Genomic DNA, 25,569 nt, shown 5'->3' on the forward strand with positions numbered 1-25,569 from the left:
CCGCGAGCGGCGGTCCGAGCGGCCCCTGGTCACCGGATGGTCGGCGTGGTTCAGCCGACGGCCTGCGCGAAGCCGAGCGAGGCGTCCGCGAGATGCGCGAGTTCCTCCGGCAGCGGGCGGCCCTTCGCGTGCATGGACTGGGCCCACAGGCGCCCGGCGCGATAGGACGAGCGCACGAGCGGCCCGGCGAGCACGCCGAGGAAGCCGATCTCCTCGGCCTCTACCTTGAGCTCGACGAACTCCTCGGGACGCACCCAGCGCGCGACCGGGAGGTGGCGTGGGCTCGGCCGCAGGTACTGCGTGATCGTGATGATGTCGGTTCCCGCGTCGTGCAGGTCGTGGAGCGCCTGCGACACCTCGGCGCGCTCCTCGCCCATGCCGAGGATCAGGTTCGACTTCGTGATGAGGCCCGCGTCGCGCCCCTGCGTGATCACGTCGAGCGAGCGCTCGTACCGGAAGGCCGGGCGGATGCGCTTGAAGATGCGCGGAACCGTCTCGACGTTGTGCGCGAACACCTCGGGGCGAGCGGAGAACACCTCGCCCAGCAGCTCGGGGTTCCCGGAGAAGTCGGGCACGAGGATCTCCACGCCGGTGCCCGGGGACTGGGCGTGGATCTGGCGGATCGTCTCGGCGTAGAGCCACGCGCCCTCATCGGGCAGGTCATCGCGCGCGACGCCCGTCACCGTCGAGTAGCGCAGCTGCATCCGCACCACCGACTCGGCGACGCGGCGCGGCTCGTCCACGTCGTAGTCCGCCGGCTTGCCCGTGTCGATCTGGCAGAAGTCGCACCGCCGCGTGCACTGGGAGCCGCCGATGAGGAAGGTCGCCTCGCGGTCCTCCCAGCACTCGTAGATGTTCGGGCAGCCGGCCTCCTGGCAGACCGTGTGCAGGTCCTCGCCCTTGACGAGCTGCTGGAGCTGCCGGTACTCGGGCCCCATCTTGGCGCGGGTCTTGATCCATTCGGGCTTGCGCTCGATCGGGGTCTCCGCGTTGCGGACCTCCAGGCGCAGCATGCGCCGCCCGCCGGGATCGGCGCTCATGCGGCCACCGCCCGTGCGAACTCGGAGTCGAGCCGTGCGCGCACGACGTCGGCGACGTCTGCGGGCGCGACGGTGCGACCGAGGACGCGCGACATGGTGGTGACCCCGGCATCGCGGATCCCGCAGGCGATGATCTTCCGGTACGGCTCGAGCGAGTTCGAGCAGTTCAGGGCGAACCCGTGCATGGTGACGCCCTCGGCGACGCGGATGCCGATCGCGGCGATCTTCTCCTCGACGCCATCGCGCACGATCCACACGCCCGAGCGTCCGTCGACGCGAGTCCCGTCGATTCCGTACTCGGCGAGGACGTCGATCAGCACGCCCTCGAGCCGCCGGACGTATCCGACGACGTCGATCGGCTCCACGAGGCGCAGGATCGGATAGCCGACCAGTTGGCCGGGACCGTGCCAGGTGATCTTCCCGCCGCGATCGACGTCGACCACGGGCGTTCCGTCGGTCGGACGTTCGTCGGGGGAGGTCCGCTTGCCGGCGGTGTACACCGGCTCGTGTTCGAGGAGGATGACGGTGTCCGGTCGCTGACCGGAGACCACCGCCTGATGGACGGCGCGCTGGAGGGCGAGACCCTCGCTGTACGGCACGGAGTTGGCGCTTAGCCCCGTGTCGACGTAGTCGAGCATGGGGTCCAGTCTAGGCGTCGTCTCGTCCTCCACCGGTCGGTCGCCTCGGTCGCGGGTCTCCGGTGGTCGCGCGGCGCGCCTCGCTCGCGGGGCCGGGCGGCATGCTCTCTCGACATGGCCCATCGCTCCCGTCGCGAGGCCCGCACCGCCGGCCGCCGCACCCGACGTCCCGTTCCCGAACCCTCGAGCGCAGACCTCCCGAGCGCGGCGGACGCGGTGCTCGGGGGATACCGGCTCCTTCGCCGGCTCGCATCGGGCGAACGCGCCGACGTGCACCTCGCGGTCGCCCGACAGCCGCCGAGCGCTGCTCCCGACGCACCGGACCCCGAGCAGGTGCTCGTCGTCGTGCGCGTCTACGATCGCAGCGCGGATGATGATGCGATCGCGACCGAGATCCACGCGATGGCGGAGGATCCGACGGGCGCCGTGCCGCGGCTCCTCGACCTCGCCGCGCTTTCCGACGGCCGTGCGTGCCTCGTCGTCGAGCGCATCGGGGGAGGATCGCTCGCATCGATGCTCGAGGGCGCGAACCTCTCGCCCGGCCAGGTGGTGACCGTGCTCGCCCCCCTCGTCGTCGCCGTGCGCGCCCTCGGAGGGCGTGGGCTCGTGCACACCCGGCTCGCACCGTCGGACGTGCTCGTGGACGAGACGGGCCGACCGCGCCTGATCGGCCTCGGTGCGCTCGCGTGGACCGACGTGCGCGTCCCCGTCTCGGAACGCGTGGAGCGCGGTCGTCGTGCGCATGCCGCGCTGCTCGCGCTGATGGAGACGGTCGTCTCCGCATCGAATGCGCCGGCCCGGTTCGGTCCACCGGTCGAGCTCGCGCGTGCGATGCTGCACGGTCGGCCGTTCGCCCCCGATCACGAGGCGCTCGAGCGGGCGCTGTTCAGCGTCGCCGAACCGAGACCGCTCACCGTCCCGGAGCGATCGACGCTCGCCGAAGCGATGCCGTCGCGGGTACCCCCTGCGAGGGCCGTCGCGGACCCGGCGGCGGTCGATCCGATGATCCGACCGCCGCATCGGCTCGAACCCGCCTCACCGCCGTCGCCCGAAGAACCGTCCCCCCCGCCGGACGAAGCACCCCGCCGCAGCGCGGCACGGTCTCTTGCCGAACTGGCGCAGCTGCCGGGCGTCGCGGACGGCCTGGGTGAGGCCCTCGACCGGGGAGTCGGCGCGGCCGCGCGACGCCGGGTCCGGGACTGGGCCGGACGCCGCCGGGCCGTGCTCGCGACGGGCGGGCTCGTCGGCGCGGCTGCGCTCGTGCTGCTCCTCACCGCAGTGCCGCCGGCCGCCGAAGGCGATGGCGATCCCGGCGCTGCCGAATCGGCGTCGGTCGAGACGACGGCACGACCGACGGCGCCGTCGTCCATCGCTCCGGCAGGAGCGTCCATCGACGCCGCCGCAACGGGTGGCTCGGATGGCGGCGAGGCTGCAGGAGCCGGCGATCCCGGGGGAGCCGGACGCGAACGGAGCGACCCGGTCGAGGCTGCGGCCGCGCTGCTCGAGATCCGGGAGGGGTGCCTCGCCGGTCGTGATCTGGCCTGCGTGGCATCGTACGCACAACCCGGCGCGCCCATCGAGGCCCTCGACCTGGCCACGATGGCGTCGGGGGAGCCGGTGGCGTCGAGGTCGTCGGACCTCTCCGGTCTCTCGGTCACCGCAGATCTCGGCGACGCCGTCGTGCTCAGCGTACCCGGGGCCGGCGAACGCGAACCGGCCTCGCTCCTGATGATGCGGAGCGAGGCCGGTTGGCGTCTGCGTGAGTGGTTCGACTAGATGCCGAGGTCGCCCTCGAAGTCGCCCTCCTCGAGGCGCGCCTTGACCGCCGTGAGGAAGCGGGCCGCGTCGGCGCCGTCGATGATCCGGTGGTCGTACGACAGTGCGAGGTAGACCATGGAGCGGATCGCGATGGCGTCGGAGCCGTCCTCCGAGATCACGACCGGGCGCTTGACGACGACGCCGGTGCCGAGGATCGCGGTCTGCGGCAGGAACACGACCGGCGTGTCGAACAGCGCGCCGCGCGACCCGGTGTTGGTCAGCGTGAACGTGCCACCGGCGAGCTCGTCGGGCTTGAGCTGGTTGTTCCGGGTGCGCTCGGCCAGGTCTGCGATCTGCCCGGCGAGGCCGGCGATGTCGAGCTCGCCCGCGTCGCGCACGACCGGCGTCAGCAATCCGCGCTCGGTGTCGACCGCGATGCTCAGGTTCTCGCGCTCCGGGTAGACGATGGCGTCACCGTCGACCGTCGAGTTGATGATCGGGTAGGCGCGGAGCGCCTCGACCGCGGCGAGGGCGAAGAACGGCAGGAACGACAGCTTGGTGCCGGTCTTCTCCTGGAACGTGCCCTTCACCCGGTCGCGCAGGCGAGCCACGCGGGTGACGTCGACCTCGACGACCGAGGTGAGCTGTGCGGTCGACTGCATCGAGACGACCGCGCGCTCGGCGACGACCTTGCGCAGGCGCGTCATGGGCTGGGTGGTGCCGCGCAGGGGTGAGGTCTCGAGCGGCTGGCGCTCGGCCTTGGCGGCAGGCGCCTCGGCGGCCGCGGCGGGGGACCCCGCCGAGAGCACGTCCTGCTTGCGGATGCGACCGCCGACGCCGGTGCCCGTCACCGAGGCGAGGTCGACACCCTGCTCGTTCGCGAGCTTGCGGACGATCGGGGTCACGTAGCCGGACGTACCGGCGTGCGATCCGCCCTGCTGCGGGGCCGGGGCCTCCTGAGCAGGAGCCTGCTGCGCAGCCGGAGCGGCGGACGCCTGCTGCGGAGCGGGAGCGGCGGGGGCCTGCTGCGGAGCGGGAGTGGCGGGGGCCTGCTGCGGAGCGGGAGCCTCCTGAGCCGGCGCCGCAGGGGCCGGAGCCTCCTGAGCCGGGGCCGGCGCCTGCTGCGGAGCGGGGGCTTCCTGCGCCGCCGGGGCCGGCTCGGCCGGCGCCGGGGCGGGAGCGGGCGCAGCCTCCTGAGCCGGAGCGGGCGCAGCCTCGGCCTGCGGCGCCTCAGCCGGCGCAGCCTCTCCACCCCCGGAGCCGTCGCCGATCGTGACGAGCGCGGTGCCGACCTCGACGGTCTCGTCCTCCTGGACGAGGATCGCCTCGATGACGCCCGCCACCGGCGACGGGATCTCGGTGTCGACCTTGTCGGTCGAAACCTCGAGCAGCGGCTCGTCGACCTCGACTCGGTCTCCCACGTTCTTCAGCCAGCGGGTGACCGTGCCCTCGGTGACACTCTCGCCGAGTGCCGGGAGGCTGACGGATTCGCTCATTCGCTTGTCTCCTTCACAGCGTGTGACGCGTTCTAGCTTATTGCAGTCGTGTTTCCGCGCGACGGGATCAGAGCGCGTGGAGCGGCTTGCCCGCGAGCTTGAGGAACGCCTCGCCGAGCGCCTCGTTCTGGGTCGGGTGCGCGTGGATGAGCGGGGCGATGTCCTCGGGGTACGCCTCCCAGTTCACCGCGAGCTGGGCCTCGCCGATCAGCTCGCCGACTCGGGCGCCGATCATGTGCACGCCGACCACGGGGCCGTCGTTCACGCGGACGACCTTGATCGATCCGCTCGTCTCGAGGATGTGGCTCTTGCCGTTGCCTGCGAGGTTGTAGTCGTACGACGACACCTGGTCGGCGCCGAACTTCTCCGCGGCGCGCGCCTCGGTGTACCCGACCGACGCGACCTCGGGCTCGCTGTACGTGACCTTCGGGATGTTGACGTCCTCGACGATGATCGGGTTCAGGCCGGCGATCTCCTCGGCGACGAAGATGCCCTGCTGGAAGCCGCGGTGGGCGAGCTGGAGGCCCGGGACGATGTCGCCGACGGCGTAGACGCCGGGGGCGCTGGTCTCGAGGCGGTCGTTGGTGATGACGAAGCCGCGGTCGACGGTGACGCCGGCCTCCTCGTATCCGAGGTTCTGGGTGACCGGGCCACGACCGACGGCGACGAGCAGGAGCTCGGCCTCGACCGTGTCGCCGTTCTCGAGGGTCACCACGACGCCGTCATCATGCTGGGTGACCCCCTGGAAGCGCACGCCGAGCTTGTAGTCGATGCCGCGCTTGCGGAAGGCGCGCTCGAGCTGCTTCGAGATCGACTCCTCCTCGTTCGGGACGAGGTGGGGGAGCGCCTCGATGATCGTGACCTCGGAGCCGAAGGAGCGCCACACGCTCGCGAACTCGACGCCGATGACGCCGCCGCCGAGGATCGCGACCTTCTTGGGAACGAAGTCGAGCTCGAGCGCCTGCTCGCTCGTGATCACTCGGCCGGCGATCTCGAGGCCGGGCAGCGAGCGCGAGTAGGAACCCGTGGCGAGGACCACGTTCTTGCCGGTGAGGCGCTCGTCGCCGACGACGACCGTCTTCGGGCCGTCGAGCCGGCCCTCGCCCTCGAACACGGTGATGCCGCGTGCCTTGATCAGGCCCTGGAGGCCCTTGAACTTGCTCGCCACGATGCCCTCGCGGTACCGCGTCACGGCCGGGATGTCGATGCCCTCGAAGCTCGACCGGACGCCGAACTTCTCCGACTCGCGCGAGTTGTCGGCGACCTCGGCGGCGTGCAGCAGCGCCTTCGTCGGGATGCACCCCCGGTGCAGGCACGTGCCGCCGAGCTTGTCCTTCTCGACGAGGGCCACGCTGAGGCCGAGCTGGACGGCGCGCAGCGCCGCTGCGTAGCCTCCACTGCCGCCTCCGAGGATGACGAGGTCAAAGTTCTGCTCGGACAAACGGAATCTCCCTTGCGCATCGGATCTGCGGCGCGAGTCACCCGGTTCGTGGCCGGGGAACGTCTGGGGCGTGGATCGCCCCAGACGACTGTACTACCTGGCGGCGGCCCGCTCGCCCAGCGCGATGAGCGTGCGCACGGCCGCTCCGGTGCCTCCGGCGCCGGTGAATCCCCAGGGTGCCGCGGTGTTGTACGACGGCCCGGCGATGTCGAGGTGCGCCCACGGGATCCGGGGTGCGTCCTCGCCGTCGCGCCGTCCGACGAACTGCTGCAGGAAGACGCCGGCGAGGAGCATGCCGGGAACGACCGTGCCGAGCTTCGTGTTGGCGAGATCGGCGACGTCCGACTTCAGCAGCGGCAGCAGGTCCTCCGGCAGCGGCATCGGCCACGTCGGCTCGCCGGCGGCCTCGGCCGCGCCGCGGAGATCGGCGACGAGTTCGTCCTCGCCCATCAGGCCCGTGATGCGATTGCCGAGTGCGACCACCTGGGCGCCGGTGAGCGTCGCGACGTCGATGATCGCATCGGGCTGCTCCTCGCTCGCGGCCGCGAGCGCGTCGGCCATCACGAGGCGCCCCTCGGCGTCGGTGTTCAGCACCTCGACGGTGGTGCCGCCCTTCATGCGGATCACGTCGTTCGGCCGCGCTGCGGTGCCCGACGGCATGTTCTCGGCGAGGCAGAGCCATCCGGTGACCCGCACGGGCACCTGGAGCTCGGCGAGCGCGACGATCGCGGAGAGCACGGCGGCGGCGCCCGCCATGTCGGACTTCATGCCGACCATCGAGGCGCCGGGCTTCAGCGAGAGCCCGCCGGAGTCGAACGTGATCCCCTTGCCGACCAGGGCGAGATGAGCGGATGCCCCGGCCGGGGCGTACTCGAGGCGGACGAGTCGAGGCGGGCGCGACGAACCCCCGCCGACCGCCAGGATGCCGTTGAAGCCGCCCTCCGCGAGAGCTGCCTCGTCGTAGACCCGGACCGTGACGCCGGCCGATCCGGCGGCCTGCGACGCGAGGTCGGCGAGGACGGCCGGCGGCAGGTCGTTCGGCGCGGTGTTCACGAGGTCCTTCGTCCGCGCGACCGCGGCGACGACGCTGCGCACGCGGTCGAGCCGGACGGCCGCGGCGTCGTGGTCGGCGTGCAGCGTCAGCCGCTCGGGACCGGTCGGGCCCTCGCGGTACTCGGTGAAGGTGTAGGCGCCGAGCGCGGCGCCCTCGGCGAAGGCCTCGGCGAGCGCGGCGTCGAGCCCGCCGCCGGCGAGCGCGACGGACGACGCGGTGGCGAGCGCGCGCAGCGCGGCGCCTCCCGCGTGACGGAGCGACGCGGCATCCGTCGTCTCGCCGACGCCGGTCGCCACGACGATGCCGTCGCCTCCGGGCGCCGTGAGCTTCGTCACCTCGTCGAGTCCGCCCTTCGCGCCGAGCCGTGCGAGGGTGGTGCCGACCCACTCGAAGCCGCCGTCGACGACCGGTACTGGGCCGTCGCCGGTGCGGCGGACGGGCAACACGACGGCGTCGGCGTCGGTCGTGTCGGCGGGGGATGCGGTGAGCTCGATCGAGGGAACGGACATGGCTTCGATCGTAGGTCGTCGCACGTTCCCGTCCCGCATCGCTGTTCGCTCTCGGCATGGTCGCGGCGGTGCGCGCACGGCCGGGCGCCGTTCGCCCGTCGGTACCCTTGACGTATGCGCGATCCCCGCTCCCTGTACGAGCTCAACGCCGACGTCGAGGTGCCCCTCGGCCTCCCGCTCGTCGCCGGGCTCACGGGGTTCGCCGACGCGGGATCGGCGGTCGCCCAGACGACCGACTACCTCCTCACCAATCTCGACAGCGAGGTCGTGGCCACGTTCGACGCCGACGAGCTGCTGGACTACCGCGCCAGGAGGCCGGTGATCCTCTTCGAGGCCGACCACCTCACCGATTACCGCCCGCCGAGGCTCTCGCTCGACCTGGCCCGCGACGAGCTCGGCCAGCCGTTCCTGCTCCTCACCGGGTTCGAGCCCGACTTCCAGTGGGAGCGCTTCGGCGCCGCGGTGCTCCAGCTCATCGAGCGGTTCGAGGTGGCGTCGACCACGTGGATCAACTCGATCCCGATGCCGGTACCGCACACGAGGCCGATCGGCGTCACCGTGAGCGGCAACCGGACCGATCTCATCGAGGCGATGTCGGTGTGGCGGCCGACGACGCAGGTTCCGGCCAATGCCCTCCACCTCGTCGAGTACCGCCTGCAGACGCAGGGGCACCCGACGACGGGGTTCGTGCTGCTCGTGCCGCACTACCTGTCGGATGCGGAGTTCCCGTCCGCCGCGGTCACGGCACTCGAGGCGGTGAGCGCCTCGACGGGCCGCATCTTCCCCACGGACTCGCTCCGCGAGCAGGGCCGCGAGTTCACGGCCCGGATCGACGAGCAGGTCGCCGAGAACGGGGAGCTCGCGAAGCTCGTGCACACGCTCGAGGAGCGCCACGACGACTACATGGAGGGCACCAGCCTGCGGTCGCCCCTCACCGACGAGGACGGCGAGCTGCCCTCTGCGGACGAGATCGGCGCCGAGCTCGAGAAGTTCCTCGCCCGGCGACGCAACCGCGACGCCGAGGAGGGCTGAGCTCCCTCGTGCCGACCGTCGCACGGGACTGCGCCGGCCGGGGAATGCGCGCGCCGGCGCGGGCGTTGGAACATGGTGCAGGTCGGAGTGCGCCCCGAAACCCCGCGCGGTCGCGGTCGGTCGACGCGTCCCGGCCTGTATAATGGGGGGAAGGACCCGTTCTGGTCCGCCGTGCGACCACCGTCGCAACAGCAGCGGACTTGACATGGGTCCTCATCGTGTCCGAAATCACCCGGGTCGCGACGCAGTCAGACATCCCGGCAGGCCCGCCCAGGGGCCACGCGCCGCGCGACGGTGAGGAAGAGGTTCAGTACACATGGCAGCCAAGACCACCACGGCGACGACCGACGAGTCGGCCGAGGCGCCCCGCGCCACCGGTACGACCAAGCGGACGTCGGCGTCGAAGTCGACGAAGGCACCGACCACCAAGGCCGCGGCGTCCAAGACCGCCGCGTCCAAGACCGCCGCGGCCGAGGGCGAGACCACCGGCAAGCGCGCCGCGACCGCGTCGAAGACGCCTCGCACGTCGACCGCGAAGGGCGGCAAGGCGAAGGGCGCCAAGGGCGCGGCCAAGGGCTCCGACGAGGACGAGCTCGAGGAGGACGCCGAGGTCGCCGTCGAGGACGCGACCGACGAGGCGGCGTCCGGCGAGGAGTCGACGGACGAGTCCGGCGACGACGAGGAGGCCAAGCCCGCACCCGTCGAGCCCCACCCGACCGGAGCGATCGTGCTCCGCGCGTCCGACGACGAGGACGAGATCCCCGTCTACTCGACGACGATCACCGGCGCGACGGCCGACCCGGTCAAGGACTACCTGAAGCAGATCGGCAAGGTCGCGCTCCTGAACGCGGCCGAAGAGGTCGAGCTGGCGATGCGCATCGAGGCGGGGCTCTTCGCCGAGGAGAAGCTCTCGCACATGTCCGACGCCGAGAAGCGCTCGCAGCTCGGTCGCGAGCTGCAGTGGGTCGCCCGCGACGGCCAGCGCGCGAAGAGCCACCTGCTCGGCGCGAACCTGCGCCTCGTGGTCTCGCTCGCCAAGCGCTACACCGGCCGCGGCATGCAGTTCCTGGACCTGATCCAGGAGGGCAACCTCGGCCTCATCCGCGCGGTCGAGAAGTTCGACTACACCAAGGGCTTCAAGTTCTCGACCTACGCGACGTGGTGGATCCGCCAGGCGATCACGCGCGCCATGGCCGACCAGGCCCGCACCATCCGCATCCCGGTGCACATGGTCGAGGTCATCAACAAGCTGGCCCGCGTCCAGCGGCAGATGCTGCAGGACCTCGGCCGCGAGCCCACGCCGGAAGAGCTGTCGAAGGAACTCGACATGACCCCGGAGAAGGTCATCGAGGTCCAGAAGTACGGCCGCGAGCCGATCTCGCTGCACACCCCGCTCGGCGAGGACGGCGACAGCGAGTTCGGCGACCTGATCGAGGACACCGAGGCGGTCGTCCCGGCCGACGCGGTCGGCTTCACCATGCTGCAGAAGCAGCTGGAGTCGCTCCTCGACTCGCTGAGCGAGCGCGAGGCCGGCGTCATCCGCATGCGCTTCGGCCTCGGCGACGGCATGCCGAAGACGCTGGACCAGATCGGCGACACGTTCGGCGTGACGCGTGAGCGCATCCGCCAGATCGAGTCGAAGACGATGGCGAAGCTGCGTCACCCGTCCCGGTCCCAGTCGCTGCGCGACTACCTCGAGTAGGCCGCCAGTGAAGTACGCGCCGGCGATCCTCGTCGGCCGGCTCACCAGGATCGCCGCCCGGCTGCGCAAGCCGGGCGGCGGTTCGGCGGTGCCCGGCCTCGTCGTCAACACGATCGCGCCCCGCTACCTCGGCACCACGCTCTCCGGATTCCCGAGGGGCCTCGTCGTCGTCACCGGGTCGAGCGGCAAGTCGACCACGACCAAGATGCTCGTGGCGATCCTGCGTGCGCACGGCGAGGCGGTCTTCACGAATCCCTCGACGGCGAACATCAGCCAGGGACTCACGTCCGCGCTCCTCGAGCAGGCGGACTGGCGCGGCCACGTGCCCGGCGACGTCGCCGTGCTCGAGATGGACGAGGGCCACGGCGCGCGCGTCATGCAGGGCGTGGACGCCAGGGTCGTGACCCTGACGAACGTGATGGTCGACCAGATCGACCGATTCCACGACTCCGAGATGGTCGCCGGAATGCTGGGGAGGATCGCGGACCGGGCCCACGGCTCCGTCGTCGTGAACGCCGACGACGCCTACCTCGAGCGCATCGCCGACGGGCTGCGAGACGGCGTCGCGGTCCGACGCTTCGGCGTCTCGCCGACGGTCCTCGCCGCCGCGCCGCGCGGACTCGGTCACACCGAGACCAGCCCCGAGCGGCTCGACCCGGCCGACGGCGTCGTCGTCGCCTCCGTCGACGGGGCGTCCGCCGTCCTCGCCGACGCCGGCCGCGACGTCGCGATCGGGCTTCCCGCCCGCGGCACCCACTACGCCGTCGACGCCGCCGCCGCGTACGCGACCGCACGCGCCGTCCTCGGCGAGCAGTTCGATCCCGAGGTCGCGGCGCGCGCCCTGAGCGCCATCCCCGCGGTCTTCGGTCGCGGCGAGCGGGTCACCGTCCGCGGGCAGGAGGTCGACTTCGTCCTCGTCCAGAACCCCGCGAGCTACCAGCTGAACGTCGACAGCATCGCGCCGGGGACCGACCGGATCCTGTTCGCGATCGGGTCCGACGTCCGCGATCCGTCGTACTTCTGGCCGACGGACGCCTCGTCACTCGGCCGTGTCTCCATCGTCAGCGGGTCCAAGGCCGACGAGGCCGCCCTGATGCTGGCGTACGACGGCGTCGAGATCGACCGCGTCGAACACGACCTCGGGCGCGCGCTCGACGACTTCCTCGCCGGACCGGCGCCGACGAGCGGAGTGAAGACGATCGTCTTCTCAGCCGACGCCATGCGGCGCACGCGCGCGCACCTCGGACTCACGGGAGCGGAATGACCCTGACGATCGTCTCGCTGCTGCCCTCGCTGCAGAACACCAACGGCGACGCCGAGAACGCCGCCGTGCTCGCCGCACGTGCGCGGTGGGCGGGCCTCGACGCCCGCGTCGTCGCGGTCGAGGACCCAGAGGACCTCCCCGAACGGGTCGACGCCGTCGTCCTCGGGTCCGGAAGCGACGCGTCGCTGGAGCGCAGCCGTGAGGTGCTGCTCGGGCTCCACGACGAGCTCCGTCGCTGGGGCACGGAGGGCGTGCCGATCCTCGCGGTCGGCACCGGGTGGGAACTGCTCAGCTGGGGGATCGAGCTCGCCGACGGCCGCGCCATCGAAGGGCTGGGCATCCTGGCCGGGCGGGCGGTCCCGCGCGACGGCCGGGCGGCCGGCGACCTCGTGGTGAAGGCCTCGGGCGGGCTCGGGCTCCTCGTGGGCTTCGAGAACCACGCTCGCGATTACGTCGGCGCCGAGGCCTCGACGCTCGGGCGCGTCCAGGCGGGATCGGGCAACGGCCGCGGCTCAGGCCAGGAGGGCGTGCGGATGGGCGACGTGATCGGCACGCACCTCCACGGGCCCGTCCTGGCGAAGAACCCGCGGCTGGCCGACGCGATGCTCGAGCGTGCGTGCGCGCGTTCGGGGTCGGAGTACGCGCCGGGGGAGCGGTCGGTCGAGGTCGACCGGTTCGCAGAGGCCGCCCGCAAGCTGCAATTGCGTGCCGCAGGAGTCGCGTCGAGCGCGGACGCCTGACTTGCCGCGGACGCCTGACGACGAGGAACGCCCCCGGATTCCTCCGGGGGCGTTCGTGGATGTCGTGGGACCGCGTCAGTTGCGCGTGTCGGTGAGGAGCCGGCTCGATTCGTCGTGCCAGCTGTGGGCGATCTGCGAGAGCTTCTCCTCGTGCTTGCGGCCGTGGTGGGCGCAGAAGAGGAGTTCGCCGCTGGCGACGACCACGCGGATGTAGGCCTGCGCACCGCATGCGTCGCAGCGGTCGAGCGCCGTCAGCTCGTGCGGGGTGTCGACTTCGTCGACCGTACCGGCGGTGTCGGTGTACTGGTTCATGGCGCCTCCTCCGTAGTTCACGAGCCGTTTCCGTCTCTCAATGAAAACACGACTCGGGCTGCGATCGTTCCGCGGGACCCCGCATTTCGCTCAGCGCGAAGCGCCTGAGCCGGGAACGGGGGTGGCCCTCACTAGGCTTGTGCGACGTGAGCTCCGACTATTCCGCCCGCCATCTCTCCGTCCTCGAGGGCCTCGAGGCGGTCCGCAAGCGACCGGGCATGTACATCGGCTCGACCGATTCGCGCGGCCTCATGCACTGCCTCTGGGAGATCATCGACAACTCGGTCGACGAGGCGCTCGCCGGCCACGGTACCGAGATCGACGTGGTGCTGCACGCCGACGACAGCGTCGAGGTGCGCGACCGGGCCCGCGGGATCCCGGTCGACGTCGAGCCCAAGACCGGGCTCACGGGCGTCGAGGTCGTGTTCACCAAGCTGCACGCGGGCGGCAAGTTCGGCTCGGGCTCGTACTCCGCGTCGGGCGGCCTGCACGGCGTCGGCGCGTCGGTCGTGAACGCCCTGTCCGAGCGTCTCGACGTCGAGGTCGATCGCGGGGGCGCGACGTGGGCGATGTCGTTCCATCGCGGAGAGCCGGGCATCTTCGACGACAACGGGACCCGATCGCCGGCGGCGGCGTTCCGCCCGTTCGAGCAGTCGAGCGAACTGCGCAAGGTCGGGCGTGTCGCGAAGGCCGTGACGGGCACCAGGGTGCGGTACTGGGCCGACCCGCAGATCTTCACGCGCGGTGCGAGCTTCCAGCTGGAGGACCTGCTCAACCGCGCCCGGCAGACCGCCTTCCTGGTGCCCGGCCTCGCGATCACCGTGTCCGACGAGCGTGGCGAGGAGCCCGAGACCCACCGATTCCACTTCGAGGGTGGAATCTCGGAGTTCGCCGAGCACCTCGCCGTCGACGGCCCGGTGACCGACGTCTGGAGGCTGACGGGCGACGGCCGGTTCACCGAGACGGTCCCGGTGCTGAACGACCACGGCGCCATGATCCCGACCGATGTCGAGCGCCACTGCCACGTCGACATCGCCCTCCGGTGGGGGACGGGTTACGACACGGTCATGCGCAGCTTCGTCAACATCATCGCGACGCCGAAGGGCGGCACGCACCAGTCGGGCTTCGAGCAGGGCCTGCTGAAGTTCATCCGCCAGCAGGTCGAGCAGAACGCCCGGCGGCTGAAGGTCGGCAACGACAAGCTCGACAAGGACGACGTCCTCGCCGGCCTCACCGCGGTCCTCACGGTGCGCCTGCCCGAGCCGCAGTTCGAGGGCCAGACCAAGGAGGTGCTCGGCACGCCCGCGGTGCGCTCGATCGTGGCATCCGTCGTGCAGAAGGCGCTCGGCGAACGCTTCGCGTCGACCAAGCGCGACGACAAGGCGCAGACCTCGTTGGTGCTCGAGAAGGTCGTCTCCGAGATGAAGGCGCGCATCTCGGCCCGCACGCACAAGGAGACCCAGCGGCGCAAGAACGCTCTGGAGACCTCCTCGTTGCCCGCGAAGCTGGTCGACTGCCGGTCGACGGATGTCGCGCAGAGCGAGCTGTTCATCGTCGAGGGCGACTCGGCGCTCGGCACGGCCAAGCTCGCCCGTGACAGCGAGCACCAGGCGCTGCTGCCCATCCGGGGCAAGATCCTGAACGTGCAGAAGGCGAGCATCGCCGACATGCTCGGCAATGCCGAGTGCGCGTCGATCATCCAGGTCATCGGGGCCGGTTCCGGCCGCAGCTTCGACCTCGCCGCCGCGCGATACGGCAAGGTCATCATCATGAGCGACGCCGACGTCGACGGCGCGCACATCCGCACGCTGCTGCTGACGCTCTTCTTCCGCTACATGCGGCCCATGATCGAGGACGGCCGCGTGTTCGCCGCCGTTCCGCCCCTGCACCGCGTCGTGGTGATGAACCCCGGGTCGAAGCCCAACGACGTGATCTACACGTACTCCGAGAAGGAGCTGGCCGGCGTGCTCGCGACGCTGCGCAAGCAGGGCAAGCGGTACCAGGACCCGATCCAGCGCTACAAGGGCCTCGGCGAGATGGACGCCGACCAGCTCGCGTCGACGACGATGGATCGCCGCCACCGCACGCTCCGACGCGTGGGGGTCGCCGACGCGGAGAACGCCGGTCGGGTGTTCGAACTCCTCATGGGCAACGAGGTCGCCCCGCGCAAGGAGTTCATCGTCGACAGCGCGGCCGCGCTCACGCGGGATCGCATCGACGCCTGAGCGCTGACGCCTCGGGCGGGCGCGCCCAGGACGCACGACCGACGTCGACGGGCCCGACGCACCGACGGTGCGGCGGGCCCGTCGTCGTGAAGGCCGTGCGGCGGAACGTCAGCGGATGGCCCGGCCGATCACCTGCACGACGGCGTCGAGCGTCTGGCCGGAGCCGTCGCGCTTCGCACCCCCCTCGGGGAGGACGCGCAGCGAGCCGTCGGTGCCCAGCGCACGCGCGGGACCGGGGCCGACCCATGCGACCGAGAGGGCGTCCTGGCCCTTGAGGAAGCGATGCGCACGGACGCCGCCCGTCGCCCGCCCCTTGCCCGGGAACTCGGCGAAGTCCGAGACCTTCGCCGCGCCGGGGTCGGCTCCGAGCAGCGTGTCGGCGGATGCCGCCACCGTCACGACGACGGCCGACTCGACGTCGGCGCTCGGGAGCACCGTGAACGAGATCACGCGGGCTGCCGCGTCGAGCTTCACGCCGGCCATGCCACCGGCCGGACAACCCTGCGGGCGGACGGCCGACGCGGGGAAGTGGAGCAGCTGCGCGTCGCTCGTGACGAACACCAGCTCGTCGTCGTCGCCGCCCTGCGAGGCGCCGACCACGCGGTCGCCCGGCTTCAGCGCGATCACCTCGAAGTCGGGTCGGTTCGGGTAGTTGCCGGGCGCGACGCGCTTGACGACGCCCTGCTCGGTGCCGAGCACGATCGGCTGCTGCGAGTCGAGGGAGACGACGGCGAGCACCTGCTCGGCGCGGTCGGGGAGCGCGAGGTAGTCGGCGACCCGCACGCCAGCGCCGAGCTGCACCGAATTCGGCGGCAGCGCGGGCAGGTCCATCGGCGAGAACCGGATCAGGCGGCCCTTCGACGTGACGGCGCCGATCTCGGTGCGGCTCGTGGTGGCGAGCTCGGAGCGCACGGCGTCGTGCTTGGAACGACGGCTCGGGGGAGTCAGGGTCACGGATGCCTCGCCCTGGGGGGCGTCGACGCGGGCGATCCGCCCGGTCGAACCGAGCATGACCCGGCATGGCACGTCGGCGTGCTCGAGCGTCGCGGGGTCGACGGCCTTGCGGGTCTTCGGCTGCACGCGAGCCTCGGTGAGCATCGTGCGTCGCGGGGTGCCGAACAGTTCGGCCGCGCGGTCGAGCTCCTCGGCGACCTGCGCGCGGATGCGGGCGTCGCTCGCGAGGAGCTCCTCGAGCGCCGCGATCTCCGCGAGCAGCTGGTCGCGCTCGGCCTCGAGCTCGATCCGGGAGAACTTCGTCAGTCGACGCAGGCGGAGCTCGAGGATGTACTCGGCCTGGAGGCGGCTGAGATCGAACACGTCCTCCAGTCGGGACCGCGCGGCCTCGGCGTCGTCGCTCGAACGGATGACCTGGATCACCTCGTCGATGTCGAGGATCGCGATGAGGAGGCCCTCGACGAGGTGGAGACGTTCGCGACGACGCGCGAGACGGTACTCCGAGCGCCGGGTGATCACCCGGATCCGGTGGGCGAGGTAGACGTCGAGCAGCTCGCGGAGGCCGAGCGTCTGCGGCTGCCCGTCGACGAGCGCGACGTTGTTGATGTTGAAGGAGTCCTCGAGCGGCGTCATCCGGTAGAGCTGCTCGAGCACGGCCTGGGGGTTGAAGCCGGTCTTCACGCCGATGACGAGGCGGAGCCCCTTCGTGCGGTCGGTGAGGTCGGCGACATCCGAGATGCCGGTGATCTTCTTCGCGTTGACGCCGTCCTTGATCTTCTCGATGACCTTCTCGGGGCCGACGAGGTAGGGCAACTCGGTGACGACGAGGCCGGCCTTGCGCGGCGTGAGCTGCTCGACCGACACCTTCGCACGGGTCTTGAACGATCCGCGGCCGGTCGCGTACGCGTCGCGCACTCCCGAGAGGCCGACGATCGTGCCGCCGGAGGGGAAATCGGGCCCCGGCACGAACTCCATGAGCTCGTCGAGCGTCGCCTCGGGGTTCAGCAGCAGATGGCGCGCAGCGGCGACGACCTCGACGAGGTTGTGCGGCGCCATGTTCGTCGCCATGCCGACCGCGATGCCGCTCGCGCCGTTGACGAGCAGGTTCGGGATCGCCGCGGGCAGCACCTCGGGCTGCTGGTGCGAGTTGTCGTAGTTGGGGATGAAGTCGACGACGTCCTCGTCGAGGTGCTCGGTCATCGACACGGCCGCCGGCGCCATGCGCGCCTCGGTGTACCGCGCGGCGGCCGGGCCGTCGTCGAGCGAGCCGAAGTTGCCGTGCCCGTCGACGAGCGGCACGCGGAGCGTGAATGCCTGAGCCAGGCGCACGAGTGCGTCGTAGATCGCGCTGTCGCCATGCGGGTGGAGCTTGCCCATGACCTCGCCGACGACGCGCGCCGACTTGACGTGGCCGCGATCCGGGCGGAGGCCCATGTCGCTCATCATGTAGAGGATGCGGCGCTGGACGGGCTTCAGGCCGTCGCGTGCATCGGGGAGCGCGCGCGAGTAGATGACGGAGTAGGCGTACTCGAGGAAGGACCCCTGCATCTCCTCTGCGACGTCGATCTCGTCGATCCGCTCGGCGATCGGTGGTGAGGAGGGTTCGCTCTTGGCTGGGGTCATTCGTCGTCTCTGCGCAGGGCGTGCACGGGGCGCGCTCGGGGAACGGGGCCGCGCCCGGCCTGTGCCAGACTGGGCGCGATGCCAGCAATGCTACCGGTGCCCGCCGACGGAGCCCCGCGGCTCACCGGGGCGCTGCCCGCCGCCCTCGCCTCGATCGGCGGGGGCACCGGTCCCTTCGACCTCCCCGCCGTCGACTCGGCCGTCGTCGTCCTCGTCGACGGGCTCGGGGCGGGCAACCTCCGCGCTCGTGCAGGCCACGCCCGCTTCCTCTCCGGCGCGATGGCCAAGCGCGACGTGATCCGGACCGTGTTCCCGTCCACGACGGCGGCCGCCATCGCGAGCTTCGCGACCGGACTCATGCCCGGAGCGCACGGGCTGATGGGCTACCGCGTCCCGGATCGCGCGAACGACCGCGTCGTGAACCAGCTGAGCGGATGGGACGAGCTGATGGTCCCCGAGGCGTGGCAGCCGCATGCGACGGCGTTCGATCGCGCTGCGGAGCGCGGCGTGCGCGCGGTCGCGATCGGCGGCACGCGCTACGCGACCTCGGGTTTCACGCGCGCTGTGCTGCGGGGCGCCGAGTACCACGCGGGCGCGCGCATCCCCGACCGCTTCGCCGAGGCGCTCCGCGTCCTCCGCGAGGGTCCGGCACTCGTCTACGTCTACGTCTCGGAACTCGACCAGATCGCACACGCCCACGGGTGGGAGTCCGACCGCTGGCTCACCGCGCTCGAGGCGCTCGACGCCGAGGTCGCCGAGTTCGAACGACGGATGCCGCGCGGCACGGGCCTGCTCGTCACGGCCGACCACGGCGTGCTCGACGTGCCACCGCACCGGCACGTGTTCATCGACGCGACGCCCGGGCTCGTCGAGGGCGTGCGCCACGTCGCCGGCGAGCCCCGCTGCCTCGGCCTCGTCCTCGAACCCGATCTCGGGGAGTCCGCGCGCGCCGCCCTCCTGGACCGCTGGCGGGACGCGGAGGGGGACCGCGCCTGGGTCGTCTCGCGCGACGAGGCGATCGCCGCGGGGCTCTACGGCGACGTCGAGCCGCGCAACCTCGACCGCATCGCCGACGTGCTCGTCGCGGCGCGCTCGGGCATCGCCTACTACGACCGGCGCGAGGCGGACCGGCGCGGCGAGGAGATGGTCGGCCAGCATGGCTCGCTGACCGATGAGGAGACGCGGATCCCGCTCATCCGGCTCGGCGCGTATCGCCGGGACTGAACCCGACGGATGGCGCGGCGCGACGCCGCGGCATCCGTCGTCGCCGGGTTCAGGACGGGTACTGGCCGCGCTTGACCTGCGGCTTCGGCAGGCGGAGCGGGCGCAGCTGCAGTGCGCGCATCGCCGCATACCAGCGGAAGCGCTCGACCTTGGACGCGCCGAACTTCGCGGCGAGCTTCCGCTGCAGGGTGAACCCGAGGACGATCACGTCGGCCACGGAGACGAGGAAGAAGCCCCAGAGGGCGAAGATCCCGATGGTCTGGACCTCGTAGCTCGGGACGAACGTGAGCACGATCACCGCGAACATGACGGGGATGAGGATCTCGCCGATGCTGAAGCGCGCGTCGATGTAGTCGCGCACGTACCGCTTCTGCGGGCCGCGGTCGCGCGCCGGGAGGTAGCGCTCGTCGCCGGCGGCCATGCCGAGGCGGGCGCGTTCGCGGGCCTCGGCGGCCTTGGTGCGTGCCTGTCGGGCGGCCTCCTTGCGGTCGTTCGGCACGAGCGGGCGCTTGTTCGCGGCCTCGCGCTCGGCACGCGTCGGAGTGGGTGCGCCCTTCCCGACCTTCGGCGTCGCGGGTGCGGCGTCGTCGGGTGCGGAGGCGGGCGTCTCGGTCTTGGGGTGCTTGGCCACGGGGGAGTCCTCGTCGAATCGGTTCCTCTTAAGATTAGCCGCATGAGCCAGACCCGACCCGTTCCTTCTTCCGGCCCGCACCCCGAGGCCGACGTCGCCTCGGTGGTGGAGCGCCTCCGAGCCGCAGTCGAGGCGGGCTTCCCGTCGACCGTCGCCGATCTCACGGACCTCGTGCGGATCCCGTCGGTGTCCTGGGCGGCCTTCGATCCCGAGCACGTCGCGCGGAGCGCAGAGGCGGTCGCGGAGCTCGTGCGCGGTCTCGGGGTGTTCGAGGTCGTCGACATCCGGCGAGCTCCGATCGGCGACGGCGCCGAGCTCGGCCAGCCCGCGGTCGTCGCGCGCCGGGCCGCCCGGAACGGTCGGCCGACCGTGCTCCTCTACGCCCACCACGACGTCCAGCCGCCGGGGCGCGACGAGGACTGGGACTCGACACCGTTCGAGCCGACGCTCCGGGGCGACCGTCTCTACGGTCGCGGCGCGGCCGACGACAAGGCCGGCGTCATCGCCCACGTCGCCGCGATCCGCGCCCTCGTGGACGTCCTCGGCGACGACCTCGACCTCGGCATCGCGCTGTTCATCGAGGGCGAGGAGGAATTCGGTTCCCGGTCCTTCTCCGCATTCCTCCGGGAGAACCGTGATCTGCTCGCGGCGGACGCGATCGTCGTCGCCGACTCGAACAACTGGGATGTCGATACGCCGGCGCTCACCGTCGCGCTGCGCGGCAACGTGACGTTCCGCCTGACGGTCTCGACGCTCGCGCACGCCTCGCATTCGGGGATGTTCGGCGGGGCCGTGCCCGACGCGATGCTCGCCGCGATCCGGCTCCTCGCGACGCTGCACGACGATGAGGGCGCGGTCGCGGTCGAGGGCCTCACGTCCGCCGAACTCGACACGCCCCCGTACGACGAGGCGCAACTCCGCGCCGAGACCGGGCTCCTCGACGGAGTGACGCCGATCGGGCGGGGCACGATCCTCTCCCGCATCTGGGCGCAGCCGTCGATCACCGTCACGGGCATCGACGCGCCGACCGTGGCGAATGCGTCCAACACCCTCGTCCCGCGCGTCGCGGTCCGCCTGAGCGCGCGCATCGCGCCCGGACAGGACGCCGCCGAGGCCCTCGACGCCCTCCGCGCCCACGTGGTCGCGAACACGCCGTTCGGCGCGCACGTCGAGATCGACGACGTCGACACGGGTCAGCCGTTCCTGGTCGACACGACGGGCTGGGCCGTCACCGAGGCGAAGGGCGCGATGGCCGAGGCCTGGGGCGTCGACCCCGTCGACATCGGCGTGGGCGGCTCCATCCCCTTCATCGCCGAACTCGTCGAGGAGTTCCCGCAGGCTCAGATCCTGGTCACCGGCGTGGAGGACCCGGACTCGCGCGCGCACAGCCCGAACGAGTCGCTGCACCTGGGCGTGTTCCGCCGGGCCGTGCTCACCGAGGCGGCACTGCTGGCCCGGCTCCAGGCGCGGGTCGGGGAGTGACGACCTCGTCCCCGGGCCGCCTCCGGGCGAACGCGCATCCTGCGCGGGTACAATCGGCCTGACCGTACTTCATCGAGGAGCGATATGAGCGACACGATCACCGACGCCGTCCACGGCGTGAAGCTGAGCGATCCGGCTGCCGACAAGGTGCGCAGCCTCCTGTCGCAGGAGGGTCGCGACGACCTGCGCCTGCGTGTGGCCGTCCAGCCCGGCGGATGCTCCGGCCTGATCTACCAGCTGTACTTCGACGAGCGCCTGCTCGACGGCGACGCGGTCGTGGACTTCGAGGGCGTCGAGGTCGTCGTCGACAAGATGAGCGTCCCGTACCTGGACGGATCGACGATCGACTTCGAGGACTCGATCCAGAAGCAGGGCTTCACGATCGACAACCCGAACGCGCAGGGAAGCTGCGCCTGCGGCGACTCGTTCCACTGAGCCGCACCGAACCACGCGATGAGGGAGACCGCCACGGCGGTCTCCCTCATCGCGTTTCCGGCCGTCGGACCGGTATTCCGATGCACATCGGGCTGAACGCGCGCTGATGGTGCACGAGCGAGCCGTCGACTCGGAGTAGGCTAGGGCTGATCAATGCGCCTCGCTGAGAGGCGCCTTCGAATCTCCCGAAAGGTCACCGGTGCGCCACAATCGCCGTCTCCGATGGGCTGCTGTTCCGATCGCAGCGACGCTCAGCCTCGTCCTCGCCGGATGCACGCAGGCTCAGCTGAACGGATTCCTCCCCGGCTTCATCGAGGGCGAGGCGCCCACGACGAACCACACCGAGCGCGTCTCGGGACTGTGGGTGACGTCGTGGATCGTGCTGCTCGTGGTCGGTGTGGTGACGTGGGGCCTCACGATCTGGGCCGTCGTCGCCTACCGCCGCCGCAAGGGCCAGACGGGCCTCCCGGTCCAGCTGCGCTACAACATGCCGATCGAGGTGTTCTACACCGTCGTCCCGCTGATCCTGGTGCTCGGCTTCTTCGCCTTCACCGCACGCGACCAGCAGGTGATCGAGGCGCGCTTCGCCGAGGACGAGATCGACGTCAAGATCGAGGCGATCGCGAAGCAGTGGGCGTGGGACTTCAACTACGTCGACGAAGACGTGTACAGCCCCGGCATCCAGGCACAGCTCGACGACGAGGGACCCGCCGGTTCGGTCAAGCAGGACGAGCTGCCGACGCTCGTCCTCCCGGTCGGGGCCAACGTGGAGATCGCGCTCGAGTCGCGCGATGTCATCCACTCCTTCTGGGTCGTCGACTTCCTGTACAAGAAGGACATGTTCCCCGGCAAGACGAACTACATGTCCTTCGTCCCCGAGCGCGAGGGCACCTACGCCGGCAAGTGCGCCGAGCTGTGCGGCGAGTACCACTCGCTCATGCTGTTCAACGTCGAAGTGGTCTCCCAGGCCGAGTACGACGACTACATCGAGGAACTCCGCGACTCCGGCTACGAGGGCCAGCTCTCGACCGAGTACGACCGGAACCAGAACCTGCCCGGCACGGGCGCGCCCGAACTGAATGAGGAGCACGAAGGCGAATGAGCACCACCACTGCACCGGCTCGCCCTGCGGCGTCGTCGCAGCCGTTCGGCGCCGCCAAGGTCGAGCGCAAGGGGAACGTCCTCGTCAAGTGGATCACGTCCACTGACCACAAGGTCATCGGGTACCTCTACCTGATCACCTCGTTCATCTACTTCTGCATCGGCGGCGTGATGGCGCTCATCATCCGCGCACAGCTCTTCGAGCCCGGCCTCGAGGTCATCCAGACCCGCGAGCAGTACAACCAGCTGTTCACGATGCACGGCACGATCATGCTGCTGATGTTCGCGACGCCGCTGTTCGCGGGCTTCGCGAACGTCCTGATGCCGCTCCAGATCGGCGCCCCCGACGTCGCGTTCCCGCGACTGAACGCGTTCGCATACTGGGCCTTCAACTTCGGCTCGCTGATGGCGGTCGCCGGATTCTTCACGCCGCAGGGCGCCGCGTCGTTCGGTTGGTTCGCGTATCAACCACTCGCCTCGACGACGTTCTCGCCAGGGATCGGCGGCAACCTCTGGATGCTGGGCCTCGGCCTCTCCGGCTTCGGCACGATCCTCGGTGCCGTGAACTTCATCACGACGATCATCACCATGCGTGCACCCGGGATGACGATGTTCCGGATGCCGATCTTCACGTGGAACACGCTCGTGACCTCGATCCTCGTGCTGATGGCCTTCCCGGTCCTCGCCGCAGCGATCCTCGCGGCCGCCGCGGACCGCGTGTTCAACGCCCACATCTACGACCCCGAGAACGGGGGAGTGATCCTGTGGCAGCACCTGTTCTGGTTCTTCGGCCATCCCGAGGTCTACATCATCGCCCTGCCGTTCTTCGGCATCGTGTCCGAGATCTTCCCGGTGTTCAGCCGGAAGCCGATCTTCGGCTACAAGACCCTGATCTACGCGACAATCGCGATCGCGGCGCTCTCGGTCACCGTCTGGGCGCACCACATGTACGTGACCGGGTCGGTGCTCCTGCCGTGGTTCGCACTGATGACGATGCTGATCGCCGTACCGACCGGCGTGAAGATCTTCAACTGGATCGGCACGATGTGGCGCGGCTCCATCACGTTCGAGACTCCGCTGATCTGGTCGCTGGGCTTCCTCATCACGTTCGTCTTCGGCGGCCTCACCGGTGTCATCCTGGCCTCCCCGCCCCTCGACTTCCACGTGTCCGACACGTACTTCGTCGTCGCCCACTTCCACTACGTGGTCTTCGGAACCGTCGTCTTCGCGATGTTCGCCGGCTTCTACTTCTGGTGGCCGAAGTGGACCGGCAAGATGCTGAACGAGACCCTCGGCAAGTGGCACTTCTGGCTGCTGTTCATCGGCTTCCACACGACCTTCCTGATCCAGCACTGGCTGGGCGTCGTGGCGATGCCGCGTCGGTACTACTCGTACCTGCCGGAGGACAACATCACCTGGATGAACCAGCTGTCGACGATCGGCGCGTTCATCCTCGCGGTCTCCCTGATCCCGTTCTTCCTGAACGTGTACATCACGGCGCGCCGCGCGCCGAAGGTGACCGTCAACGACCCGTGGGGATACGGCGGATCGCTCGAGTGGGCGACGAGCTGCCCGCCGCCGCGACACAACTTCACGTCGATCCCGCGAATCCGCTCGGAGCGTCCGGCGTTCGACCTGAACCACCCCGAGGCGGGCATCCCGGTCGGCATCGGACCGGCGAAGGATGCGCCGCACGCCCCCGTCATCGACGCCGAGACCAAGGAAGTCAAGTAGATGCGCGCCAATGTCATCCTGTTCTGGGTTCTGACGGGCTTCTTCGCCCTCTCGGCCGCGGTCTACATCTTCTGGACGACGATCGACGAGCGTGAGCCGGGCGTCGAGTGGGTGGGCCTCGTGGCGATCTCGCTCAGCGGTGTGCTCAGCGCGTTCATTGCGTTCTACCTGGGTCGCGTCCACAAGGAGCAGGGCGGCGAGCTCCCCGAGGACCGCCTCGACGCGAACATCGACGACGGCGACGCCGAGCTGGGCTTCTTCAGCCCGTGGAGCTGGTGGCCGATCATGCTCGCCGGCTCCGCCGCACTCGCCTTCCTCGGCCTCGCCGTCGGCGTGTGGATCTCGTTCCTCGCGATCGGGCCGGCTCTCGTCAGCCTGGTCGGTTGGGTCTACGAGTACTACCGCGGGAACTTCGCCCGCTGATCGCGTTCCGCGTCGACGTCGTCCCCGGTGCTTCGGCACCGGGGACGACGTCGTTCACGCCCGGTGCGCGCTCGCGATGCGCCACCATCCGGCCCGGTCCACCGAGTCGATCGTGAAGCCCGCTCGTCGCAGCGCGTCGTACATCGCACCGGGGGAGTGGACGTAGCCGCGGTACTGCTCACCCCGCAGTCGCATCATGACATTCCCGACGCCGACGAACGCCCGTGTCAGCCATGTGCGCGGCGGGTGGCTGAAGACGACCGTGCGCCGCGCATGGGCGGCCGAGGCGGCGAGCAACCGTACGGCGTCGGGGTAGCAGCAGACGACCCGGTGCAGCACCACGTGATCGGCGACGGGAACGTCGTCGCCGTCGATCGCGAGATCGATCCCGACGATGCGGCGCGCGTCCGCCGCGCGTCCAGCCTCGGCCAGCAGCGCCCGCGCGCGACCTTCGTACGCCGGCGACAGCTCCAGGTTGATCGAGTGCGCCGCTCCGTGCCCGAACAGTTCGAGTTGGATCGCGCCGATTCCACCGCCGACCTCCAGGACGGACGTTCCGGCGACGCCTGCTCGTTCGACACGTTCGGCGACGCGCTGCTCCGCTCGCGTGAGGCCACGGCGGCGGTACCGACGCTCGAGATCCCCGGCGAATCGTTCATCGAAGACGTCGCCGTACCGTGCCTCGCCGTGGCCGCAGCAGTCGTCCATGCGCCCAGTATGCACCTGGACGGGCCGTCGAGCCGGGGCCGTC

The 25,569-nt window shown here is 70.8% G+C and carries 21 protein-coding genes; 12 read left to right on the top strand and 9 right to left on the bottom strand.

Annotated features, from left to right (window positions below):
• Nucleotides 1-50: 50 nt before the first annotated feature.
• Nucleotides 51-1,040: a lipoyl synthase gene (lipA, locus tag GJR97_RS02210; RefSeq protein WP_154344868.1), complete on the bottom strand. Its 990-nt coding sequence runs from the start codon at nucleotides 1,038-1,040 to the stop codon at nucleotides 51-53.
• Complete coding sequence (gene lipB, locus GJR97_RS02215) at nucleotides 1,037-1,678, bottom strand: lipoyl(octanoyl) transferase LipB (RefSeq protein ID WP_154344869.1); 642 nt, start codon at nucleotides 1,676-1,678, stop codon at nucleotides 1,037-1,039. Before lipB ends, lipA begins: the two co-directional genes overlap by 4 nt.
• Before the next feature lie 114 nt (nucleotides 1,679-1,792).
• Here lipB and GJR97_RS02220 point away from each other — a divergent pair, with 114 nt between their 5' ends.
• Entirely contained in the window at nucleotides 1,793-3,454 is a 1,662-nt protein-coding gene (locus tag GJR97_RS02220) for a protein kinase (protein ID WP_154344870.1), read from the top strand.
• Here the strand turns inward: GJR97_RS02220 and sucB are convergent.
• The 3 genes from sucB to GJR97_RS02235 form a co-directional block, all read right to left on the bottom strand.
• Nucleotides 3,451-4,932 carry a 2-oxoglutarate dehydrogenase, E2 component, dihydrolipoamide succinyltransferase gene (sucB, locus tag GJR97_RS02225; protein ID WP_154344871.1) on the bottom strand — a complete coding sequence of 494 codons (1,482 nt, stop codon included), beginning with the start codon at nucleotides 4,930-4,932 and terminating at the stop codon, nucleotides 3,451-3,453. The two genes, GJR97_RS02220 and sucB, sit on opposite strands and share 4 nt — an antisense overlap.
• Nucleotides 4,933-4,999: 67 nt before the next feature.
• Nucleotides 5,000-6,373: a dihydrolipoyl dehydrogenase gene (gene lpdA / locus GJR97_RS02230; protein ID WP_154344872.1), complete on the bottom strand. Its 1,374-nt coding sequence runs from the start codon at nucleotides 6,371-6,373 to the stop codon at nucleotides 5,000-5,002.
• Between the two features lie 93 nt (nucleotides 6,374-6,466).
• Nucleotides 6,467-7,936 carry a leucyl aminopeptidase gene (locus tag GJR97_RS02235; protein WP_154344873.1) on the bottom strand — a complete coding sequence of 490 codons (1,470 nt, stop codon included), beginning with the start codon at nucleotides 7,934-7,936 and terminating at the stop codon, nucleotides 6,467-6,469.
• A gap of 114 nt (nucleotides 7,937-8,050) precedes the next feature.
• Between GJR97_RS02235 and GJR97_RS02240 the strand changes: the two genes are divergently transcribed.
• From GJR97_RS02240 to GJR97_RS02255, 4 genes are all read left to right on the top strand, one after another.
• Entirely contained in the window at nucleotides 8,051-8,968 is a 918-nt protein-coding gene (locus GJR97_RS02240; protein WP_154344874.1) for a proteasome assembly chaperone family protein, read from the top strand.
• A gap of 316 nt (nucleotides 8,969-9,284) precedes the next feature.
• Nucleotides 9,285-10,670, top strand: coding sequence for an RNA polymerase sigma factor (locus GJR97_RS02245; protein WP_154344875.1), 1,386 nt, complete (start codon nucleotides 9,285-9,287; stop codon nucleotides 10,668-10,670).
• Between the two features lie 7 nt (nucleotides 10,671-10,677).
• Nucleotides 10,678-11,934, top strand: coding sequence for a Mur ligase family protein (locus tag GJR97_RS02250; RefSeq protein ID WP_154344876.1), 1,257 nt, complete (start codon nucleotides 10,678-10,680; stop codon nucleotides 11,932-11,934).
• On the top strand, nucleotides 11,931-12,674 hold the full coding sequence (locus GJR97_RS02255) for a type 1 glutamine amidotransferase (protein WP_154344877.1): 744 nt from the start codon (nucleotides 11,931-11,933) through the stop codon (nucleotides 12,672-12,674). Before GJR97_RS02250 ends, GJR97_RS02255 begins: the two co-directional genes overlap by 4 nt.
• A 75-nt stretch (nucleotides 12,675-12,749) precedes the next feature.
• On the opposite strand, the gene GJR97_RS02260 is transcribed toward GJR97_RS02255, so the two are convergent.
• Nucleotides 12,750-12,986: a DUF7455 domain-containing protein gene (locus tag GJR97_RS02260; RefSeq protein WP_154344878.1), complete on the bottom strand. Its 237-nt coding sequence runs from the start codon at nucleotides 12,984-12,986 to the stop codon at nucleotides 12,750-12,752.
• 146 nt (nucleotides 12,987-13,132) lie between these two features.
• On the opposite strand from GJR97_RS02260, the gene GJR97_RS02265 reads away from it, so the two are divergent.
• A complete protein-coding gene (locus GJR97_RS02265) occupies nucleotides 13,133-15,211 on the top strand; it encodes a DNA gyrase/topoisomerase IV subunit B (RefSeq protein ID WP_324613035.1) in 2,079 nt (692 codons plus the stop codon).
• A 108-nt stretch (nucleotides 15,212-15,319) separates the two neighbouring features.
• Here GJR97_RS02265 and GJR97_RS02270 read toward each other — a convergent pair whose 3' ends face one another.
• Nucleotides 15,320-17,788 (bottom strand): DNA gyrase/topoisomerase IV subunit A, encoded by a 2,469-nt coding sequence (locus GJR97_RS02270; RefSeq protein ID WP_154344880.1) that lies wholly within the window; start codon nucleotides 17,786-17,788, stop codon nucleotides 15,320-15,322.
• Between the two features lie 78 nt (nucleotides 17,789-17,866).
• Between GJR97_RS02270 and GJR97_RS02275 the strand changes: the two genes are divergently transcribed.
• Complete coding sequence (locus GJR97_RS02275; protein ID WP_229275909.1) at nucleotides 17,867-19,012, top strand: alkaline phosphatase family protein; 1,146 nt, start codon at nucleotides 17,867-17,869, stop codon at nucleotides 19,010-19,012.
• A 49-nt stretch (nucleotides 19,013-19,061) separates the two neighbouring features.
• On the opposite strand, the gene GJR97_RS02280 is transcribed toward GJR97_RS02275, so the two are convergent.
• On the bottom strand, nucleotides 19,062-19,643 hold the full coding sequence (locus tag GJR97_RS02280; protein WP_324613036.1) for a DUF3043 domain-containing protein: 582 nt from the start codon (nucleotides 19,641-19,643) through the stop codon (nucleotides 19,062-19,064).
• 42 nt (nucleotides 19,644-19,685) lie between these two features.
• Between GJR97_RS02280 and GJR97_RS02285 the strand changes: the two genes are divergently transcribed.
• The 5 genes from GJR97_RS02285 (at nucleotide 19,686) to GJR97_RS02305 (ending at nucleotide 24,818) form a co-directional block, all read left to right on the top strand.
• Nucleotides 19,686-21,125, top strand: coding sequence for a dipeptidase (locus GJR97_RS02285; RefSeq protein ID WP_154344881.1), 1,440 nt, complete (start codon nucleotides 19,686-19,688; stop codon nucleotides 21,123-21,125).
• 84 nt (nucleotides 21,126-21,209) lie between these two features.
• The gene (erpA, locus tag GJR97_RS02290; RefSeq protein ID WP_154344882.1) at nucleotides 21,210-21,560 is read left to right on the top strand and encodes an iron-sulfur cluster insertion protein ErpA; all 351 of its coding nucleotides are present in this window, start codon (nucleotides 21,210-21,212) and stop codon (nucleotides 21,558-21,560) included.
• Between the two features lie 199 nt (nucleotides 21,561-21,759).
• Nucleotides 21,760-22,662: an aa3-type cytochrome oxidase subunit II gene (ctaC, locus tag GJR97_RS02295; RefSeq protein ID WP_324613037.1), complete on the top strand. Its 903-nt coding sequence runs from the start codon at nucleotides 21,760-21,762 to the stop codon at nucleotides 22,660-22,662.
• Nucleotides 22,659-24,395: an aa3-type cytochrome oxidase subunit I gene (gene ctaD, locus GJR97_RS02300; protein ID WP_154344884.1), complete on the top strand. Its 1,737-nt coding sequence runs from the start codon at nucleotides 22,659-22,661 to the stop codon at nucleotides 24,393-24,395. The genes ctaC and ctaD overlap by 4 nt, the downstream gene beginning before the upstream one ends.
• Nucleotides 24,396-24,818 (top strand): cytochrome c oxidase subunit 4, encoded by a 423-nt coding sequence (locus GJR97_RS02305; protein WP_154344885.1) that lies wholly within the window; start codon nucleotides 24,396-24,398, stop codon nucleotides 24,816-24,818.
• A 54-nt stretch (nucleotides 24,819-24,872) separates the two neighbouring features.
• Here the strand turns inward: GJR97_RS02305 and GJR97_RS02310 are convergent, their stop codons facing one another.
• Nucleotides 24,873-25,526 (bottom strand): methyltransferase domain-containing protein, encoded by a 654-nt coding sequence (locus tag GJR97_RS02310; RefSeq protein WP_195760586.1) that lies wholly within the window; start codon nucleotides 25,524-25,526, stop codon nucleotides 24,873-24,875.
• Between the last annotated feature and the right edge of the window lie 43 nt (nucleotides 25,527-25,569).

Source organism: Agromyces kandeliae (assembly GCF_009674665.1).
GTDB classification, from domain to species: Bacteria; Actinomycetota; Actinomycetes; order Actinomycetales; family Microbacteriaceae; genus Agromyces; species Agromyces kandeliae.

What these genes read in the sequence shown, in the direction of transcription:
- ctaD (WP_154344884.1), top strand. Translation starts at nt 22,659, where the DNA reads ATGAGCACCACCACTGCACCGGCTCGCCCTGCGGCGTCGTCGCAGCCG.
- lipA (WP_154344868.1), bottom strand. Translation starts at nt 1,040, where the DNA reads ATGAGCGCCGATCCCGGCGGGCGGCGCATGCTGCGCCTGGAGGTCCGC.
- GJR97_RS02240 (WP_154344874.1), top strand. Translation starts at nt 8,051, where the DNA reads ATGCGCGATCCCCGCTCCCTGTACGAGCTCAACGCCGACGTCGAGGTG.
- GJR97_RS02275 (WP_229275909.1), top strand. Translation starts at nt 17,867, where the DNA reads ATGCCAGCAATGCTACCGGTGCCCGCCGACGGAGCCCCGCGGCTCACC.
- GJR97_RS02255 (WP_154344877.1), top strand. Translation starts at nt 11,931, where the DNA reads ATGACCCTGACGATCGTCTCGCTGCTGCCCTCGCTGCAGAACACCAAC.
- sucB (WP_154344871.1), bottom strand. Translation starts at nt 4,932, where the DNA reads ATGAGCGAATCCGTCAGCCTCCCGGCACTCGGCGAGAGTGTCACCGAG.
- erpA (WP_154344882.1), top strand. Translation starts at nt 21,210, where the DNA reads ATGAGCGACACGATCACCGACGCCGTCCACGGCGTGAAGCTGAGCGAT.
- GJR97_RS02270 (WP_154344880.1), bottom strand. Translation starts at nt 17,788, where the DNA reads ATGACCCCAGCCAAGAGCGAACCCTCCTCACCACCGATCGCCGAGCGG.
- GJR97_RS02235 (WP_154344873.1), bottom strand. Translation starts at nt 7,936, where the DNA reads ATGTCCGTTCCCTCGATCGAGCTCACCGCATCCCCCGCCGACACGACC.
- GJR97_RS02310 (WP_195760586.1), bottom strand. Translation starts at nt 25,526, where the DNA reads ATGGACGACTGCTGCGGCCACGGCGAGGCACGGTACGGCGACGTCTTC.
- GJR97_RS02285 (WP_154344881.1), top strand. Translation starts at nt 19,686, where the DNA reads ATGAGCCAGACCCGACCCGTTCCTTCTTCCGGCCCGCACCCCGAGGCC.
- GJR97_RS02260 (WP_154344878.1), bottom strand. Translation starts at nt 12,986, where the DNA reads ATGAACCAGTACACCGACACCGCCGGTACGGTCGACGAAGTCGACACC.
- GJR97_RS02245 (WP_154344875.1), top strand. Translation starts at nt 9,285, where the DNA reads ATGGCAGCCAAGACCACCACGGCGACGACCGACGAGTCGGCCGAGGCG.
- GJR97_RS02220 (WP_154344870.1), top strand. Translation starts at nt 1,793, where the DNA reads ATGGCCCATCGCTCCCGTCGCGAGGCCCGCACCGCCGGCCGCCGCACC.
- GJR97_RS02305 (WP_154344885.1), top strand. Translation starts at nt 24,396, where the DNA reads ATGCGCGCCAATGTCATCCTGTTCTGGGTTCTGACGGGCTTCTTCGCC.
- lipB (WP_154344869.1), bottom strand. Translation starts at nt 1,678, where the DNA reads ATGCTCGACTACGTCGACACGGGGCTAAGCGCCAACTCCGTGCCGTAC.